Origin of the sequence: Rhodococcus sp. 3258, assembly GCF_031456475.1 — a bacterium.
GTDB classification, from domain to species: Bacteria; Actinomycetota; Actinomycetes; order Mycobacteriales; family Mycobacteriaceae; genus Rhodococcoides; species Rhodococcoides fascians.
In genome coordinates, this window is the sequence record NZ_JAVDUT010000003.1 from 450,908 (window position 1) to 470,336 (window position 19,429).

Consider the following 19,429-nt stretch of genomic DNA (forward strand, 5'->3'; position numbering starts at 1 on the left):
ACGTCATATCCGGCTAACCGATGTGTAATGGCCGCGCACACTGCACCGGGCACTGTGGAAGCCATGGTCACCACGGTGAAGACACTCTGCGCATACTGCGGCGTGGGATGCGGCATGGTGCTCGAGGTCGGTGGGCCGTCGGCGGCGAAGTCCCAGTCGAGCTCCCGGTCGACGCTGCCGATCGGGCCCACGGTCACCAAGTCGGTCGGCGACAAGACCCACCCGGCGAACTTCGGCCGACTGTGCACCAAGGGAAGCACCACCGCAGACATGCTTGCCGCGCCGGGCCGCCTCGACAAGGCTCGAATTCGCCACCGGCGCGGTGACCGGCCGGAGAGTACGGACACCTCGGTGGCCATCACCGATACTGCCCGCAGGCTCCGCACGATCCTCGACGAACACGGACCCGATTCCGTTGCGCTGTACGTATCGGGGCAGATGTCGATCGAGGCTCAGTACCTGTCGAACAAACTGGCCAAAGGGTTCATCGGTACCAATCAGATCGAATCCAACTCACGATTGTGCATGGCCAGCGCGGGGACCGGCTACAAGCAGTCACTCGGAGCCGACGGTCCGCCGGGGTCGTACGAAGACTTCGACAACGCCGACGTGTTCCTCGTCATCGGCTCCAATATGGCCGACTGCCACCCCATCCTGTTTCTGCGAATGATGGACCGGGTCAAGGCCGGTGCGAAACTGATCGTGGTCGATCCGCGGCGCACCGCCACCGCCGACAAGGCGCACCTGCACCTCATGCTCGAACCGGGATCCGATCTGGCGCTGCTCAACGGCCTGCTGGCTCTGATCGTCGACGGCGGAAACACAGACCCTGACTTCATCGCCCAGTTCACCGACGGCTGGGACGCGATGCCGGAGTTTCTTCGCGATTACACCCCCGAGAAGGTCTGCGCTGCAACCGGTCTCGCCGAGGAAGATCTGCGTGCCGCAGCGGAGATGATCGGGACTGCAGAGAACTGGATGAGCTGTTGGACGATGGGACTCAATCAGTCCACCCACGGCACCTGGAACACCAACGCACTGTGCAATCTCCACCTGGCCACGGGTGCTATCTGCCGGACCGGAAGCGGCCCCTTCTCGTTGACCGGTCAGCCGAACGCGATGGGTGGCCGGGAAATGGGATACATGGGCCCCGGACTGCCGGGCCAACGGGCGGTCACCAACGACACCGACCGCGCGTTCGTCGAGCAGGCCTGGAAAATCCCGCCCGGAACACTGCGCACCGACGTCGGTGGTGGAACCATCGAGATGTTCTCGAAGTTGGCTGCGGGCGACATCAAAGCTTGCTGGATCATCTGCACCAATCCTGTTGCGTCCGTCGCCAATCGAACAACCGTGATCGACGGTCTCGAACGTGCCGAACTGGTGATCACTCAAGACGCCTTCGCCGACACCGAGACCAACCGATACGCCGATGTCATGCTGCCCGCTGCGCTGTGGACCGAGGCCCATGGTGTCATGGTCAACTCCGAGCGGAACCTCACGCTGTTCCAGCCGGCTGTCGAAGCACCCGGCGGAGCACTCCCCGACTGGAAGATCATCGCCGACATGGCCTGCGCTCTAGGCTATTCCGAGTCGTTCACGTACTCCAGTGCCGAAGAGATCTTCGAGGAGATCAAGCAGTTCTCGAACCCCGCCACCGGTTACGACATTCGCGGCGTCACCTACGACGGGCTCCGTGAGGGTTCGATTCAGTGGCCGTGCCCGCCCGAGTCGACTACCACCAGACACCCCATCCGGTACCTCAACGACGGCGTCAGCCAAACCCTGCGGGTGTCGGAGGACGGCTCGATTCCTGCCCTGTCGTTCCCCACCGCGAGCGGTCGAGCGCAGTTTCTCGCCCGACCCGCCATGGCACCGGCCGAAATGCCGGACGACGACTATCCGTTCCTGCTCAACACAGGGCGACTCCCCCATCAGTGGCACACCATGACCAAGACCGGCAAAGTCGCGAAGCTGAACAAACTGAACCCCGGCCCGTTCGTGGAAATACACCCGACCGATGCGGGCCGGCTCGATCTGTCCGACGGCGATACCGTCGAACTGTCGTCGCGTCGAGGCCGTGCAGCACTGCCCGTTGTCGTTACCGACCGAGTGTTACCCGGAGGCTGCTTCGCGCCGTTCCACTGGAGCGACGAGTTCGGCGAATCCCTGGCGATCAACGCGGTGACCAATGACGCCGTCGATCCCTACTCGCAGCAACCCGAATTCAAGGCCTGCGCCGTGTCGCTGACGAAAGTATCTGCTGCTCAATCGGATTCGCCCGATACGTCCGAGGACGTGCACGATCCGGTCGACGCTCTCGCCGTGTTGGTCGGCCGCCCGAGCCGACCCGCAAAACCTTTCACCGTCATCGAGCAAAGTTACATGGCCGGCCTGCTGGAGGGACTTCGGACCGACGCAGGTCGCTCCGCGCCGGGAATCCCCACGTTGCCCGAACGGACCCCGCTGACTCCCGAGACGCACGCGTGGCTCGACGGTGTTCTCGCAGGCCTGTTCTCGCGCACTCCCTCGCCGGGCACCGAAGCAACCGCCGGGGACACCTCGTCGGCAGCGGGCAGACCACTGCTCCTGCTGTGGGCCTCGCAGACGGGAACTGCCGAGGAGTTCGCCCAGTCCAGTGTTTCTCATCTGCGAGCTGCTGGGTCTGCCGTCACCGAACACTCCATGGACTCGTTCACCGCAGACCGACTACCGGCCGAGGCCGACGTGTTGATCGTCAGCAGTACCACCGGGGACGGCGAAGCACCCGACAACGGCGCAACCTTCTGGGAGAGCCTGACAACCGATTCGGTACCCGCACTGGACGGAATCCGTTACGCCGTGCTGGCGTTCGGCGACTCGAGTTACGCAGACTTCTGCGGGCACGGCCGCAAGATCGACGAACGCCTCGAGCAACTCGGTGCGCGGCGACTACTCGGCAGGGTCGACCTCGAGCCCGACTACGAGAACGAGGCCGCCGAGTGGCTCGACTCGGTGAGCGCGCTGCTGGCAGGTGACTCGCCAACGTCCGACCCCGCCAACGCGCCGGCCGAGCCTGGGGCACCCGCACGTCGGCCTGCGGCCGCTGACGTAGGACCGCGGTACAGCAAGAAGTCGCCCTTCGTGACCACTCTCGTTCGGAATCGAGCGCTCACCGCACGCGGATCGCTCAAGGACGTCCGTCAACTCGGATTCCACCTTCCTGCGGGCACCCTCGAATACGAGGTGGGTGACGCACTCGGGGTCTGGCCTCGCAACAGTGACCAGTACGTGCAGGAGTGGCTCGGTGCCACCGGACTCGACGGTGACGCCGTCGTCGACTTGGCCGAGCACGGTGAAATGCCGCTCCGTACGGCGTTGGGTCAGCACCTCGAGATCGCCCGTGCCACACCGGATCTGTTGAAGTTCGTGCACCGGCGTACCGCGGACGACGACCTCGAGGCCATGTTGCATCCGGACAACAGACACACGCTCACCGACTGGATGTGGGGACGGCAATCGATCGATGTACTTGCCGCACATCCGGTTCGCGCGTCGGTGGACGATTGGCTCGGCGTTCTCAAGCCGTTGCAGCCGCGTCTGTATTCCATCTCGTCGAGCCCGAAGGAGAATCCCGAGGAGGTGCAGGTGACCGTCTCGGCTGTGCGATACAACGTGCACGGCGTCGCTCGACGCGGGGTGTGCTCGACGTATCTGGCCGACCATGCCGCCAACCATGATATCGGGATATTCGTACAGAAATCGACCTATTTCAAACCGCCCGAGGATCCCGCCACGCCGATGATCATGGTCGGTCCCGGCACCGGCATTGCACCGTTCCGGGCGTTCCTGCACGAGCGGCGCGCGCTCGGGCACACCGGCCCGAACTGGCTCTTCTTCGGTGAACAGCACGCGGACACCGACTTCTACTACCGCGACGAACTCACCGCGATGCTGAGCGACGGGTCGCTCGACCGTCTCGACGTCGCCTTTTCCCGGGATCAGAAGGACAAGGTCTACGTGCAGGATCGCATGCGCGAACACGGCAGCGAGCTCTGGAACTGGATACACCGAGGTGCCCACTTCTATGTCTGTGGCGACGCGTCGAGAATGGCCAAAGACGTGGATGCGGCCCTGAAAGGCGTAGTCGCACAGCACGGGAAACTGGCCCCGAGCAGTGCCGAGGCGTACGTCAAGGCTCTCGCTGCGGAGAAGCGGTACGTGCGCGACGTCTACTGATCCGCAGCCACCAGCGGCGGGACATTGCGCAGGAGGAAGGCAATTTGGTCTGCGACCACCTGCTCGAAGTCAGCACCGAGATAGATGTCGAAATGGCCTGCGTCGTAGGTTTCTATCTCCCCGAGCGGGGCTGTCCGGGCGTATCGCAGGGTGGCCTTCGCCGGTGCCACCGAATCGGTGTTGCAGACCACGAAGAGTATCGGGCAGCGGACGTCCTTCGCTCGACGTCCGGGCCGATGGCGCACGATCTGCAGCGCGAAGCGGGCGGCAACCCGATTGTGGAACGACTCGTCGGAGTCCGGAGCGAGCGCGAGGTACCCGTCGTAACTGTCGGGTGACGTCATCAATGCGGTAGTCCCCGGTCGTCCGGCGGTCGCCACCATCACCGGCGGCCGCCCGATCACCGATCCCAGCAGATCGCACACAGCCCGCACGGACAGTTTGACCGAGGTCCATGTGTTCGAAGCGAGCCCGGAGGCAATGCCGTCGGTGAACGGACACTGCGCGACCACCGCGGCGACACGCTGATCCCGTGCTGCCGCGACGATGACGTGGCCACCGCCGAACGACGAGCCCCACAACACGATTCGCGAACCGTCCACGTCCTGCCGACCCCGGGCGCACGCGATCGCTGCCGCCCAGTCCTGCAACTGGGACTCGATATCGAGCAATTGTCGCGGTCGCCCGCCACTGTCTCCGAAGTACCGATAGTCGAACACCAGGCACGCGTAGCCCTCGGCGCGAAATCGTTCTGCGTAGGCGTCGAGTCGCATTCCCCGGGTTCCGCCGAGACCGTGCGCCACGACGATCACCGGGGCCGGCTCGGTGCTGTCGGGCAGGTACAGCCACGCCGCACAGTCGACGCCGTTCGAGTCGAACGTGATGTCCTTACGATCAGGGACCGCGCCCCCCGGCTGCGAATTCATGGGCGAACCATAGCCCACGAACACCGGCAGCGGAATCGATCGTTCTACGGTGCCGAATGTTCCGCGGCGTAGCCATCGACGCGACCGTAGGCGATCTTGGGGGTCCAGTCTCTGCGAACCAAGCCGAAGTTCTGTTCGGTGTCGGCCGTGTCGGACCCGGCGTCTCGGAGACTGTAGACGTAAGCCGGTCCGAGCCAATCGTTGCCGAGGACGGCGTCGAGAACGATCCCGATGCTGTCCGATTGCACCTGCTCGCTGACGCTGTTGGGGTTGGTCCCGGTCGGTGCGCCGAATTCGGTGATCCAGATCTGTTTGCCACTGTCACCGCCGGCAACCATGGTGTCTCGCATCGACCACATCTTCATGGCGGTGTTCCATGACGCTGTGCTGGGGTCGTTGGGTAGGTACGGCCACGTGTAGGGATGCACGTTGAAGGCGTCGAAGTACTTGTTGGATCCTTGCGCGTACATCTTCGACAGGAACGACGTGCCCGCGATGTTGCCGTTCGTGTCCTCGGACGGTGCCATCCCCCCGACGAGCACGGTCGAACCGGGCTGCACCTGTTTGATCGCCGTGTAGGCCGCTCGAAGCAGCGCCGAGTACGCCGTGACGTCGGGAACGGGCTTGAAGAACGTCACGATGTTCGGCTCGTTCCATACTTCCCAGATCTTGATGCGGTTCTGGTACCGCTGAACCACCGTCTTGGCGAAAGCCGCGTAAGTGGACGGGTTTGCAGGACGGGAGTGAGAATCGTTGACCGCGGCAGCTACTCGCGCCCATCTGGGGGTGTAGGCGATGATCCCGTGCGGGCACATCCCGTGGGCCACGACGGCATCGATCACTCGGTCCGTTCGACTCCAATCGAAAGCGCCCCGTGTCGATTCGATTGCGGACCAATCGATGTCGAGACGAACCGCGAAGGCTCCCGCGGCTTTGGCAAGCGTCAGTTCGCGATCCAGATCTGCTGGGGAGAGGCTACCTATCGACGCGCCCGGCGAGACTCCGATCCGGATGGCGTCGGACTGCCCGCCACAGTTCACCGGACCGGCCTGAGCCCGCACGACGGGAGCTGCACCCACTGCCGGCGTCGCAGCGAACGGCAACACCAGAGCCGCAAGAACGGCCATCACCCGCAGAGGAGCATTTGCTTTCATCTGCGGGATGATAGCAACACCGGTAGGCGATCTTCGCCGAAACGGATTGTCATACGCTTTGTGGCAATTACGGCAGCGATTCGCGATCGAGCAGAATTCGACCCCGCAGTCATCGGTAGGAAGACATTGCCTGTACTACCATATGCCCAATGACAACAGGATTTCCCGGTTTCGACGAGCGTCTCAACGAGTTACTCGCCCGGCAGGCGGAGAAATCCGGCCTCGGGACCGATGAATTCATTCGACGAGCTGTCGTCGATCGCCTCGTTCGCGAACTGTCCGACGATCAGGATTCCGACGTGGGTGCGTTGCTGCGGGCTCTCCAGGCCGGCGCGGAGAAGGGCGTCGAACCGGCCGAGGTGACGCGGGCATTCGGTACGCCGATCGACGACCCCGAGAGGCTGGCAGCAGTGACTCGGACAGGGTTGATGGACACCGGATCCGACTCCGGCTACGACCGGATCGTCGCGATGGTCGCCGATGCATTGAGCGCTCCGTCTGCCGCATTCTCGCTTCTCGACGACAAGCGTCAGTACTTCAAGAGTGCACTCGGACTGCCGTCGGAACTCGGTGGCGCGCAAGAGGTTCCTCTCGAAGCGTCCATCTGCCGTTATGCGATCGATCTAGGCCAGCCGCTGGTGGTGGAAGACGCGAGACTCAACGACGCCCTCAAGGATCATCCGTCGGTCCAGAGCAACCTGTTTGTTTCCTACCTCGGAGTTCCGCTCACCGACGATGACGGCCATTCCGTCGGAACCCTGTGCGTGTGGGATCGACAGCCGCGGCAGTGGACCACCGGCCACCTTCAGATACTGCAGGACTTGGCCTGGATTATTCGCGAGCGAGTTTTCGAATAAGGGGCGCTTTCCCCGACAAGTATTAGCATTTTCGACCTACAACCGACTTCGAGTTTTTTTCGTGAAGTCGACCGGGTGTCCACTTTCGTGGCGGTATACATTAATTGGGATATTCAGGACCGACCTCATTCGAAACTAACCACCGGAAGAAGCCGTGCCCGAAACACTGGAATCACCCCACGCTCGCCCGCGGGCTGCCGAGCCCGACGTCGTCGTAGCCCGTCGCACACTCGCGGACCGACTACGGGTCGATCCGCTGAACACCGCCGTCAATGTTGCGGTCGACGTGTTCGGTGCCGCGGTCGCAGTTACCGGAGCGCTGCTGTGGTATTCGGGCAGTCTCGTCGACACCGGCTGGCTGCCATGGCTCTTCCTCCCGCTGCTCATCGGAATCATGGCGGGCAAGTCGATGTACAGGCGCAGCCTTCGTCGCAACTTTCTCGACGAGATCGGGCCTGCCGAAACGGCTGTTGCATTCGCTGCGCTCGCGTTGATGGTCGTGATGTTCCTGGCCGACACCGAGTACCGGCCCAGCGCGGTCGTGTTGCGACTGTGGCTGCTCAGCGCATTCACGATTGCGATCGTCCGGCTCGTACGCATCGTCGTCCAGCGCGTGATTCGCACCAAATTCGGATCGGCAGCACCGACCATCGTGCTCGGCAACGACCCGATCGCGCATCAACTCGTCTCTCGCACAAGACAATTTCCTGAGTACGGTCTTGTTCCGGTCGGTTACGTAGGAGAAATCCCCGTCGCCGACGTCTCATCGGGAGGCGAGCTGCCCGATCTGCCGCACCTGGGACTGCCCAGCGATTTGGAGGCAGTTGCGCGCAGGACCGGTGCGGAGGAGCTGATAGTGGCATTCGCTCCGACCGAAGACCAAGTGTTGGTCGGTGCGATCAGGACTGCGCACCGGCTCGGAATGCGAGTGTGGGTGGTACCCAGGCTGTACGACGCCGTCGGCGTCAACACTCGTGTCGAGCACATCGGCGGCCTGCCGCTGATGGTGCTGCCGCACGTGAACCCCAAGGGTTGGCAGTTCGCCCTGAAGGGTGTACTCGATCGAGTTCTGACGGCAATCGGACTCCTGCTGCTCTCCCCCGTCTTCCTGACGCTGATGCTGCTCGTGCGCCTGAGCTCCCCCGGCCCGATCTTTTTCGCGCAGGAACGAATCGGCCGCGATGGGCTGCCGTTCGACTGCCTGAAGTTTCGGTCCATGCGGCCTCCACGGGCATCCGACGCGGCGTTCGAGCGGAAGGCCGGGGACGCACCAGGTGGCGTCGAGGGTGTCGACCGGAGAACGCGTATCGGCAAAATCATGCGACAGACCTCGTTGGACGAGCTGCCACAGCTGCTCAATGTCCTTCGTGGCGACATGAGCTTGGTCGGCCCCCGGCCGGAGCGGCCCGAGTACGTGGACCTGTTCGAGATGCAGATCCGTCGGTACGGTGAACGGCACCGGGTCAAGGCCGGTGTGACGGGATGGGCTCAGGTGCACGGCCTTCGGGGCCAGACGTCCATTGCCGACCGCGCGGAGTGGGACAACTACTACATCGAGAACTGGTCCATCTGGCTCGATGTCAAGATCCTGTTTCTCACCGTGCTCGCCGTTCTGAAACGCGCCGAGGACTGATCGTGGTCTACGCCGAACACCGCCACGTTCGGGTGACCCCGTGATCACGTACGTTGCGCTTGCTTTCGGCGCAGCGCTGGTCCTCGCGCTCGGCTGCGCGGTGGCATCGGCGATCTACCGCCGCCCACAACGTGGAGTGTTGCTGTTGGCGGGATTGGTTCCACTGCACGGACTTCTGGTTCTCGTTCCCCTTCCCGGGGTCGTGTCGGGCTGGAAGGAAGGCCTTGTCGTCTTCACCGTTCTGTGTGCGTGGCTACGCCGACCACGACAAGTTCCCGGCTCGCCTGCTCGGGTGTTCGTGCCGTGGTGGCCGGCCGCTGCGGTGTTCGTCGTGTTCGGCAGCCTGTCTGCATTCGCCACGTTCGGAATAGTCGGTCTGTTCGGTATCAAGGTCACCTTCTTCTACGTTCTGCTGGTTGTGGTCATGTGGCTCGCGCCGTTCGACGCCAGGGACCGTGACCACCTCGTCTCGGTTCTGATGGGCATGGGTGTGTTCACGTCTGTCGTTGGCATCGCTCAACTGGTGGCCGGGCCCGCCGCACTGGTATCGCTGGGTTACGAATACGGCACGCAGGTCCGAACATCGGGCGGGCTACTGCGCACGTTCAGCACGTTCAACCTGCCGTTCCCATTCGGGCTGTACGTGATGTTGGCGCTGCTCGTCGGTGGTGCGGTCGCTTTGACCGATCCGCGCCGCCGGCGAAACCTGTTGTTTCTGTGCGCGTCTCCGATGATGGTGGTCGCGATGTCCAGTTCGATCGTGCGTGGAGCGATTCTCGGACTCGCGGTCGGGGTCATCTACTTGATCGCCGTGCGTTTTCGATACCTTGCCGCGCCGTTTGCTCTGGCAGCACTGGCCGTCGCCGTCACGGTCCCCTTCGTACCCAAGATCACGTCGGTCTTCTTCTCGTCCAGCAGTCTGGGTCAACGCGGTGACGGTTGGGCCAACATCATCGCCAGCATCCTGATTCATCCGTTCGGCACGGGTCTGGGATCGAGTGGGTCTGCAGCAGACCGCATTTCCACCGCCGAGGGTGCCGCGTTCACGCGATCGGGGCTCTCGACGAATTACCAACCCGACAACTACTACGTGAAGGCCCTGCTCGAGCTCGGGCCGATCGGCCTCTGGGCGGTGGTGGCGCTGTTGGTGACGTCGTTGCTGTGGTGCACACGCCTGTCCCGGGCACTACCGGGCAACGACGGTGCGCTGGCCCTCGGCGTCGGAGCTTCGATCGTGGCCGCCATGTTCGCCAGCCTCGTGTCCACATATTTCGAGATCTTTCCGATCGATGTTTATTTCTGGCTCTTGTTAGGAGTGGTGGGATGCGCAGCAGCGCAACACGAATCGTCTTCGGGGCGCTCGCCCTCAGGCCGGGCGGAAGTGGAGTACAGACCTACATTCGCGAGCTCCTGAACGAGCTACCGGATCGTCTACCCGACGCGGATCTCGCCGCGGTGGTGCAGCGCGACGCCGTCGGCGAGCTCCCGCCCTCGGTTCGGGCGATGGAACGGCCTGTCACCAGCGGTGCGGCTCGGGCGGTGCTCGGAGCACTCCCCATCGGCCGGTGCGATGTCGTACACGGCCTGGACGTCGACCTTCCGTTTCTCACCAAGGCCTTCACAGTCGCCACGGTGCACGATCTCTCGGTCATCGACATGCCGTCGGCCTCCAGTAGATTCCGCGCGCTCGGTGAGCAGAGACTGGTGCGGCGAGCTCTGCGCCGTGCCGATCTGCTCATCGCGGTCTCGCAGTTCACCGCCGACCGCATCAAGGCCGTCAGCGGCCGAGACGCCACCGTCGTCGGCCTGGCACCCGCAGCGTGGGCCGAAGTCCCCACCGACAGCCGCGTGGACGCTGTTCGGTCCAAATACGACCTGCCGGACCGTTTCGTGATGCAGGTCGGAACGGTGGAGCCTCGCAAGAACGTTCAGCTGGTGGCCGACGCAGCGGAGCGTCTGGGTATCCCGTGCCTGCTGGCCGGGGCCGGCTCGACCGGTCCCCACGCTCCCCGCAATTCCCGCGGGCTCGGGTACGTCGATGTCGAGGACCTGCCTGCCCTCTATGCTGCGGCGACCGTCACCGCGTATGCCTCTCGCTACGAGGGCTACGGGCTCCCGCCCGTCGAGGCCATGGCCTCGGGCGGCGCGGTCGTCGCCAGTGCAGTCGGAGCCCTCCCCGACGTCGTCGGTGACGGTGCCGTACTCGTCGCATCGGAGAACGTGGACGACTGGGTGCACGCGATGAAACCCATCGCTTTCGACGCGGACGCACGCGCAGCCCTCGTCGGCGCAGCAGCCGACGCCTCTCGCGAGATCAGTTGGCGTCGAACGGCTGAGCTCACTGCCGACGCGTATCGAGCCGCGGGCGTGGTCTGATGTCGGACGAGCTCGCGCTCGACGGCACAGAGCAGCCCCCGGACTACCGCGCGATCGCAGCGGATCCGAAGGCCGCAGCCAAGGCGACGATTGCCGTTCTGATCAGCAGAGTGATCATCGCGGCGCTGGGCTGGGTCGGCAGTGTCGTCGTCGCGAGGTCCCTCGGAGCGGACGACTGGGGTCAGTTCAGTTTCGTCTTCGCACTGCTGGGCCTGATGTCCGTCGTCACCGACCTGGGAGTCGGACGCGTCGTGCTGGCGAAATTGATGGACGACGATCCCGAGGAAATCGGTCGAACCGCGTCGTCGTTTCTGGCCCTGCGTACTGCCCTCGGACTGGTGGGTTACGTACTGGCCGTGGCATACGTTCTCCTGCTGCAGTATCCGAGCGAGGTGGTCCTCGCGACGGTGCTGGGTGGACTGGTGGTCGTGTTCGCCACACCGGGCCACGCCTTGAGCGTCCTCTTCCAGAGTCGTCACCGGCTGATCCTGGTGGCGGTGGCCGAAAGTGCCGGTCAGGCAATCCAGTTGGCTTTGACCGTGTTGGCGGCCGTGCTCGCTCCCACCCTGCTGATCTTCGTGCTGCCGGCTGTGGTCAACGAAGTGTTCAAACTGATCACCAAGGGGTTCGGCATCGGCAACCGTTCCATGGGGTTGCGACCGTCGAGGCACATCGAGGTGCGCCGCTGGGGTCCGTACCTGAGGGAGGCCGTGCCCCTCGCCATCGGCTTCGCCCTCACCATTGCCATGCTCAAGATCGACATGCTGATGCTCAGCCTCCTCGACACGTTCGAGGCCGTCGGTCTGTACTCGATCGGCTACAAATTCTCCGACATGATCGACACCTTCGTGTTGGCGGCAGTGGCACCGATCAGCACCCTGCTCGTGGCGTCGTGGCCTCACGACACCACTGCATTTCGAGCGCGCACCCGTTCGGCCGCACTGCTGTTCGCAGTCTTCGGTGCAATGGCCGTGGCGGCATTCGTACCGTCGGCCGAGCCGTTGATCGGCCTCCTGTACGGCGACAGATTCGTGGACGGAGCGCACGCGGCCCGGCTGCTCGTCATCGGCGCGGCACTGATGTCGTTGGTGATGCTGGGCATCTTTCTGCTGGCCTCGGCCGGGATGCAGCGTCACTACCCCGTGGTTGCGTTGGTCGGCCTGGCCCTGAACATCGGATTGAACGTCGTGCTGATCCCACGGATGTCGTACGACGGAGCTGCCATCTCCACGGTCGCGACGATCGGAACCACCCTCGTCCTGCTGTGGATCGTGATAGCGCGAAGCATGCCCATCTCCAGACTACTTCCGGTGCAGTCCCTTTCAGTTGTCGTCGTGATCACCGCGGCCGCCACCGTCGGCGGCTGGTTCCTGGTACAGCACTACCCCGGCCTGTGGCTGCTCGTGTCCGTCGGCGCGGCATTACTGGTCGCGACCTCGCTCGCAGCGTTCGTTGCCATCGGACTCGTCGAGTCACCGATGCCGGGATCAGCCGAGAAAGGACGACACCGTGCGCACGTGCAGTGAGAAGCGGACACACAACAGACGAATCTCCCGATTCCGGCGGCAGCATCCGGAGTCGAAGTTCGGTTTCGCAATCTTTTCCGACCACCACCCCCGCTATTCCAATGTTGTTGAGATGCAGTTTCATTCGCAGTCGGCACGGCTACGCGGACTGTGTCCACACCCAGCTATCATCGAGTCTGTCGGCTCCACGAACCACCGAAGCGGTCCATCCGCTCGCATCGACGACGGAAGGGTACGCGGTTGATGTCCGTCCACGATGCCGTACACCGGGGCGACGTGCCCCCACCGATCGACCTCGCAGGACACATGCGTGAGCTAGGCCGGGCATTGCTGCCCGCCGTGATCATTGCAGTGTTGGTCGGCGCAGGCATGTTCTACCTCAGGAGCGAACTCACCGACAAGCAGTACGCCGCGTCGATCGTCGCGGAGATCGAACCTGCCCAAACGCTCGTTCCCGGTGACGCGTTCATCGAGCAGATGCGCGCACCGTTCATCGAATTGGCCACCGACCGCGGCGTTCTCGATCAGGTCCTGGAACAGGTCGACGCCGATATGGACGCATCGCAACTGGCCTCGAGCGTCGAACTGTCTCCTGGCACCTCACCCGCGCTGCTGACAGTGACCGTGACGACCCGATCTCCCGAACTCGCCGCGGAACTGGCCGAGGCGATGGTGTCGACGATGGCAAGTACGTCCTCGGCCAACGCGATCCGCGACTCGCAGGAACGAACGGCCGAGGGACAGTCCACCGTCGACGCGCAACAGGCTCGGGTGGACGCCCTGCCTGCCGACGATCCGAGTCGACCTGCGGCACTGTCCGAACTGGCCCAACTACGCACCCAGCAGAGCGAACTCGAAGCAGCTGCCAGCGGAGATCGACTGGTCGTGTTGTCGAAACCAGAGCAGAGCACAACTCCGGTCTCACCGAAACCGGTCTCGGAGGCACTCGTCGCAGCTCTGGCTGCACTCATCGTCGCGGCCGAACTGATCGTGTTGCTTCGAGGAAGACTCGGCCGCAAGCCCTCTCGCTCCTGGGCTCGTCGGGTGTCCCGAAAATACGGTGCACACTTCGACCCGGCAACCGGCGACACGGTACCGCCCGTCGTGGCTTCCCGGATCGCTGCTCTCGAGCGTGGCGACCGGCCGGCATCGAGAAGTGCGCGACACGCAGCTCCGAAGGGCGACAGCGTGATTCTCGTCCTGGTCGGCGAAGGTGCAGTCTTCGAGTCGACGCACGGCGACGGACCGACCACCGGCCACCATCGAGCCACCGCCGAATTCGGCCTGTCGGAGCAGTGGTGGCAGTACACCGACGTGGGTGATGTCGAGACCGTCGTCGTGCTGGTGTCGAAGCGTGGACGGGACAAGAAGGCAGCAACTGCGGCGCTGCGACGGCTCGACGACTTCGACATTCCCGTACACCTGGTATTGCAGAACAAGAACTCGACCCGACGAGCAGAACAGACCGCGCAGACGATCGCGCCGGAAGGCCAACGCCATGCCAGCTGACAGAATTGCCGTCGTACACGAAAGATTCACGGAGATCGCAGGATCCGAGCACGTCATCGAACAGCTGGCCTTGCACTGGCCCGCTGCCGAAGTGTTCGCACCGATCTCCCGCCCGTCCGGGGTTCCGTCCGGAATCAGCCGCGCGCCGCACACGTCCGCCCTCAATCGGGTGTACAACGCATTGGGCCAACGGTCGTACGCACCCGTTCTTCCGATGATGCCGTTGGCCTTTCGTCGGATGCCATTGCGCGGTTACGACGCCGTCGTGGTGAGCCATCATGCCTTCGCGACTCAGGCCGTGTTCGCCACCGACTCCCCCGTGATCGCCTACGTGCACAGTCCCGCACGATGGGCCTGGGATCCCGAACTTCGCGCAGGTGAAGGCGGCGGCAGAGCCGGAGCTGCGATACTGACGGCACTGTCGGCCGTTGCCCGTCGATGCGAGATCGCCGCCGCACCGAAACTGACGACCGTGGTGGCCAATTCGACAGCGGTCGCTCGGCGCATCGATGACTGGTGGGGCCGAGACGACGCCGTGGTGGTCCATCCTCCGGTCGACACCGAGGGTTTCACGCCGGATCCGTCGATCGAGCGTGAGGACTTCTTCCTGCTTGCCGGCCGACTGGTCCCCTACAAGCGTCCCGACATCGCGGTGCGCGCCGCCGCCGAGGCCGACGTTCCCCTCGTGGTGGCAGGAGACGGCCGTGCAATGAACGCCTGCCGGGAACTGGCCGGACCCAAAACGACCTTCCTGGGACGGGTTTCGCACGAGAAGCTTCTCGAACTGCACCGCACGACGCGCGCCCTGCTGATGCCCGGAGTGGAGGATTTCGGCATAGTCCCGGTCGAGTCCATGGCCACCGGAACACCGGTCATCGCACTGGGAGACGGCGGTGCCGTGGACTCGGTGATTCCCGGTGAGACCGGCTTGCATGTACAGCCGGGCTCCGACGAGGCCGTCATCGCCGGGTTCGCCGAGGCCATGCGCTCGTTCGACCCAGCCGACTATGATCGCGCCGCCATTCGTAGATGGGCGGAAGGCTTCTCACGGGCCAACTTCCGCAGTCGAATGCAGGAGGTCGTCGATGCCGTCCGCTGAGCGTAGTTATCGCTCGACTGCACTGGATCGCGTCTTCGCCGACACCCGGATAGTCACCGCGGTCGGGCCCGTCCGCGGTCTCGACATCGAGCGGACGCGTCGAACGCTCACCGCCGCCGAACACGTCGACGCGGAGCCGCACATCGCGCTGGAACCACGCTCCGATGCTCGACGGTGGCGATACCGCAGCAACATCGCCGGCGACAATGTCACCACGAGCAGTGGCGGCACCGAAGACCTGGGGCAGATGCTCACCGACATTCGGTCGCGACAAGGTGCTCGCGGTCCACTCGAGGTGGTCGTGTTCGACGATCACCTCGCCATCGACTATTCGCACGGAATCGGGGACGGCCAGATCGGCGTCCTGATGTTGGCGGCATTCTGCGACGATGCCGACGGATCACTGGTTCCCGGCCTCGCCGCAGGCTTGCCACCGAGCACGACCTGGAAAGCTCTGTGGCGGCACTACTCTCGGCATCCGAAGACGCTGGCGGACTTCTGGTCCCTGCGTGCTCGACACCGGCGCGCAGCGGACGGCGGGTCCGGTCCCCGTCGTCGGATCGAGAACTGGGAAGCCGGAAAGGTCAGCCGGGCCGGGTACATGAGCAAAGCCGACGTGGACGAGCTGAAGAACTGGACTGCGGAGAACCTGCCCGGAGCGACCGCTGCGTCGATCTCGATTGCCCTGTGGAGCGCGGCGCTACGAGCGGAATCCGTCGACATCGACGAGCACATCATGGTGTTGTTCAACAGCCGCCGCTATCTCGATCCGGCCCAGCAGGGCGCGCACGGGAACTTTGCCGTCGGCATCCCACTGCATCTTCCTGCCGACACGACACCCGTCCGAATCACCGCATCGATGCGTGAGGTGATCGAATCCGGCTGGCCCATCGCGGTACTGGGCATGTCACATCTTCGCGATGTGGCGTCACGCATTCGGCCGTCTGCACCGTCGCAGGACAAGAATTCGGTCGTCGAGGTACCCGAGACCTTGCGGCTGGCCGTGAGCGACCTCGGGAAAGTGCGGGTGTTAGACCACCTCGACTGGGCCGACGACGGCAGGCCCCCGCAGATGGCCGCGTCGCTCGAACCGGACGGTCCGGACGGCTGCACGATGCTCATCGCCGAAATCGCCGGTGGGCGAACCTATACGGCCTCGTTCTGCAGCAAGATGGTCGATGTGGCCGTCATGGATGCAGCGCTACGCAGAATGTGTGAAGACCCAGTGGCACTGCTCCGCGATGCGTACTGATCCGCCAGAACCACCTTTGCCGCACAGACGGGCCGATACATGACCGACGAATCGACAGTTCTCTTCCTCGCGCACACCGGCCAGGTGTCCGGTGCCGAGAAGGTGCTGCTGGATTTGATCGACGAGGCCACGCGTCGCGGCCATGCCACCGTGATCGCCTGCCCCGCAGGCCCATTGGCAGATCGCCTGCCCGACACGACGCGACACGTCCGCATCGACGAGCTCGGACTGGGTGGGCAACGTGGTGCCGCGCGCGGTATCGCGGCGATCAGGATGGTCGCACGATGGGTCGGGGCGGCGCGCGCCGTGCGCACGATCGCCCGCGCACCGGGCACCGCCACGGTCGTCAACTCGCTGTTCGCGCTTCCGGTGGCGCGGTTTGCGCGGCCCGCTCGCGGGGCGTCGTGGCTCGTCCACGACACGATGACCTCTCTCAAGCAGCGTGTGGTGGTCCGGTTCGCCCGGCCGGCCGTTCGCGTTGCGGTATCGGTGTCCGAGGCCACCGCAGAACCGCTCCGAAAGGCCGGCCTCCCCGTGGTGGTGTCACACAACGGCGTGCCGTGGCCGGTTCCGCGGTTCGGCGGTGCGCTGCACTCTCCGCCGGTCGTCGGGATGCTGGCGTTGTTGACGCCATGGAAGGGGCACCGCGTGCTGCTCGACGCCGTCGCCATGCTCCCTGACGTCCGAGTCGAATTGGCCGGGGGAAGCTTCCCCGGTGATCGCGAATACGTCGACGAACTCCGCGCGCGCGCCGCGGAACCGGATCTTGCCGGACGTGTCGAGTTCCTCGGGCACACCGATGCCGAGTCCGCTCTTCGCAGGTGGGATGTCGTCGTGTCGGCCAGCACTTCTCCCGAGGCAGGTCCGTTGTCGGTCTTGGAAGCGATGTCGCACGGATTGCCGGTGATCGGAACCGATCACGGTGGCACGCACGAATTCCTCGCCGACGGTGCTGGAATTCTGGTCGAGCCCGGCAACTCCGATGCTCTCGCTGCCGCCGTCTCGGCGGTGGTCGACGACGCCGATCGACGGCGGCTGCTCGGTGAGGCCGCCCGCTATCGGGTGGCCAGCCGGCACGACATCAGCGAGACACTGCCGGAGCTGTTACACCAATTGACCAGCTGATCGTGCCGCACCGTCGGCCGGAACTCGGTGAAAGCCGAACGTCGAGCGGTGGGACTGTGTTTCAATCGACTCTTGATTGGAACGAGGGGGCACTGTGACTCGCGCACTGACGAGGTCCAACGAGCACTACCAATGGGGCATGGGCGTGATGACGTCGCTCGCTGTCACGACCCTCGTCAAGCGGATCGTGTCCGCCGCCGCCCTGGCCATGGCCGTCGTGGTCACCCTCGAGCTGGCGTTCGGGTACGGCGCGACCACCCCCATCCCCTCGATCGTGCAATGGACGTGCATGATCGCCGCGTACATCATGGGCGCGTTCTGGTGGTTCGGTCCGTGGCCGACGCTCGGGCAAGCCTTCGCCTTCGTCGTCATAGCCGATCTGTCGATCTTCGGAGCCACCATCACCGCGAATTTCGCGCCGGAAGTCACCCTCGGCAAATGCACCTTCCTCATCCCGATGGGAATGTTGGCCGGGTTCTTCTTCGACAAATGGCGCCTCGCTGCGCACATCGCCCTGTGCCTGTTGGGAACATCGATCGTCGCGGTGTACATAGTGCTGGAACGCGATGTGGACACCTTCGTGGCGGTGGTGCTGTGGGCCCCGATCGTGGTGACGCTGACCGGCTTCGTGCTGATGCTGCAGCTCACGACACAGTCGATACGAACCGAATTCGAGTAGTAGCCGTCAGAACGTCAACAGGACTTTGCTCGATCGGGATGCATCGGCGGCGAGCGCGAACGCGTCGAGGGCGTCTGCCACCGGGTACTCCGCGGTGACGACGGGTGCCACATCGAGTGAACCGTCGGCCAGAGCTTGGATCACGTCGTCCATCTCGGTGTTGAACCGGAACGAGCCGATCAGGTCGATCTCCCGGGTGATGGCCAATGACAGCGGCACCGGCTGAGGCCCGGCCGCAGGCAACCCCACCATGACGACACGACCGCCGCGAGCCGTGCCGTCGATTGCCGACGCCAGACCGCGGTGATTGCCCGAGCACTCGAACGTCACATCGGCCTCGACCGCGGCGACTGCCGTCCCGTCTCGGGCGTCGACTGTTCGATGCGCTCCGAGTCGACGCGTCACGTCGAGCGCAAAGTCCTCGAGGTCGACCGCGACGATTCGAGCTGCTCCGGCTCGGCGAGCGACCGCCACGATCAGGGCACCGATCGGACCGGTCCCGACGACGAGAACCGTCTTGCCGGACACCGCCCCGGCACGCTCGACGGCATGCCACGCGACACTCGCCGGCTCGGCCAACGCAGCAATTCTCAGATCCAGACCGTCCGGCAACACTCTGAGCATTCGTGTCGGGACGGCGATGTGACCGATGAACAGACCGTCGTCGTGCGGTACCTGCGCGGCGCTTCCCATGTAGCGGCATCCGGGAGACAGGTTCGGACGATCGACCGGATACTTCGCTCCGGTGGCGGCGGGAGTCGCCGGATGGACGGTGACCGGGGTGCCTTCACCGGGGCCACTTCCGTCTCCTGCGCGCCGAACCACGGTGCCCGACGCCTCGTGTCCCAACCGCATAGGTGCCTTCAGTACCGATTGTCCTGCCGCCCCGTGCTTCCAGTAGTGCAGATCGGATCCGCAGATTCCGCCGTAGGCAATTGCGACGATCGCCTCGTCCGGCGAGGGGTCGGCCACCGCCACTGTTTCGACGCGGATGTCATCGGTGCCGTAAGCGATCAAGGCAATCGTTCTGTCGGGCACCGGATTCGGTTCGGTGGTCATCGTGTCGTCCGTTCCG

14 protein-coding genes are annotated in these 19,429 nt (G+C 64.4%); 11 read left to right on the forward strand and 3 right to left on the reverse strand.

Going from position 1 to position 19,429, the window contains the following annotated elements; genetic code table 11:
* Positions 1-27 precede the first annotated feature (27 nt).
* The gene (locus J2X62_RS12990) at positions 28-4,218 is read left to right on the forward strand and encodes a bifunctional nitrate reductase/sulfite reductase flavoprotein subunit alpha (RefSeq protein ID WP_310181060.1); all 4,191 of its coding nucleotides are present in this window, start codon (positions 28-30) and stop codon (positions 4,216-4,218) included.
* Here J2X62_RS12990 and J2X62_RS12995 read toward each other — a convergent pair.
* Both J2X62_RS12995 and J2X62_RS13000 read right to left on the reverse strand, forming a co-directional pair.
* Entirely contained in the window at positions 4,212-5,144 is a 933-nt protein-coding gene (locus tag J2X62_RS12995) for an alpha/beta fold hydrolase (protein ID WP_310181062.1), read from the reverse strand. The two genes, J2X62_RS12990 and J2X62_RS12995, sit on opposite strands and share 7 nt — an antisense overlap.
* 44 nt (positions 5,145-5,188) lie before the next feature.
* Positions 5,189-6,298: a cellulase family glycosylhydrolase gene (locus J2X62_RS13000; protein WP_310181064.1), complete on the reverse strand. Its 1,110-nt coding sequence runs from the start codon at positions 6,296-6,298 to the stop codon at positions 5,189-5,191.
* A gap of 149 nt (positions 6,299-6,447) precedes the next feature.
* Between J2X62_RS13000 and J2X62_RS13005 the strand changes: the two genes are divergently transcribed.
* From J2X62_RS13005 to J2X62_RS13050, 10 genes are all read left to right on the forward strand, one after another.
* A complete protein-coding gene (locus tag J2X62_RS13005; RefSeq protein ID WP_310181066.1) occupies positions 6,448-7,155 on the forward strand; it encodes a GAF domain-containing protein in 708 nt (235 codons plus the stop codon).
* A gap of 154 nt (positions 7,156-7,309) precedes the next feature.
* Complete coding sequence (locus J2X62_RS13010; RefSeq protein ID WP_230592101.1) at positions 7,310-8,788, forward strand: sugar transferase; 1,479 nt, start codon at positions 7,310-7,312, stop codon at positions 8,786-8,788.
* 40 nt (positions 8,789-8,828) lie between these two features.
* On the forward strand, positions 8,829-10,202 hold the full coding sequence (locus J2X62_RS13015; RefSeq protein ID WP_310181068.1) for an O-antigen ligase family protein: 1,374 nt from the start codon (positions 8,829-8,831) through the stop codon (positions 10,200-10,202).
* Positions 10,112-11,164 carry a glycosyltransferase family 1 protein gene (locus J2X62_RS13020; protein ID WP_032374483.1) on the forward strand — a complete coding sequence of 351 codons (1,053 nt, stop codon included), beginning with the start codon at positions 10,112-10,114 and terminating at the stop codon, positions 11,162-11,164. The genes J2X62_RS13015 and J2X62_RS13020 overlap by 91 nt, the downstream gene beginning before the upstream one ends.
* Positions 11,164-12,690 (forward strand): flippase, encoded by a 1,527-nt coding sequence (locus tag J2X62_RS13025; RefSeq protein WP_032374484.1) that lies wholly within the window; start codon positions 11,164-11,166, stop codon positions 12,688-12,690. Before J2X62_RS13020 ends, J2X62_RS13025 begins: the two co-directional genes overlap by 1 nt.
* A gap of 243 nt (positions 12,691-12,933) precedes the next feature.
* Positions 12,934-14,199 (forward strand): hypothetical protein, encoded by a 1,266-nt coding sequence (locus tag J2X62_RS13030; protein WP_230595332.1) that lies wholly within the window; start codon positions 12,934-12,936, stop codon positions 14,197-14,199.
* On the forward strand, positions 14,189-15,298 hold the full coding sequence (locus J2X62_RS13035; protein ID WP_032374485.1) for a glycosyltransferase: 1,110 nt from the start codon (positions 14,189-14,191) through the stop codon (positions 15,296-15,298). Before J2X62_RS13030 ends, J2X62_RS13035 begins: the two co-directional genes overlap by 11 nt.
* On the forward strand, positions 15,285-16,550 hold the full coding sequence (locus tag J2X62_RS13040) for a hypothetical protein (RefSeq protein WP_310181074.1): 1,266 nt from the start codon (positions 15,285-15,287) through the stop codon (positions 16,548-16,550). Before J2X62_RS13035 ends, J2X62_RS13040 begins: the two co-directional genes overlap by 14 nt.
* A gap of 39 nt (positions 16,551-16,589) precedes the next feature.
* Positions 16,590-17,675, forward strand: coding sequence for a glycosyltransferase family 4 protein (locus J2X62_RS13045; RefSeq protein WP_032368234.1), 1,086 nt, complete (start codon positions 16,590-16,592; stop codon positions 17,673-17,675).
* Between the two features lie 94 nt (positions 17,676-17,769).
* Positions 17,770-18,354: a hypothetical protein gene (locus J2X62_RS13050; protein WP_032390917.1), complete on the forward strand. Its 585-nt coding sequence runs from the start codon at positions 17,770-17,772 to the stop codon at positions 18,352-18,354.
* 6 nt (positions 18,355-18,360) lie between these two features.
* On the opposite strand, the gene J2X62_RS13055 is transcribed toward J2X62_RS13050, so the two are convergent.
* Positions 18,361-19,413, reverse strand: coding sequence for a zinc-binding dehydrogenase (locus J2X62_RS13055; protein WP_204857313.1), 1,053 nt, complete (start codon positions 19,411-19,413; stop codon positions 18,361-18,363).
* Between the last annotated feature and the right edge of the window lie 16 nt (positions 19,414-19,429).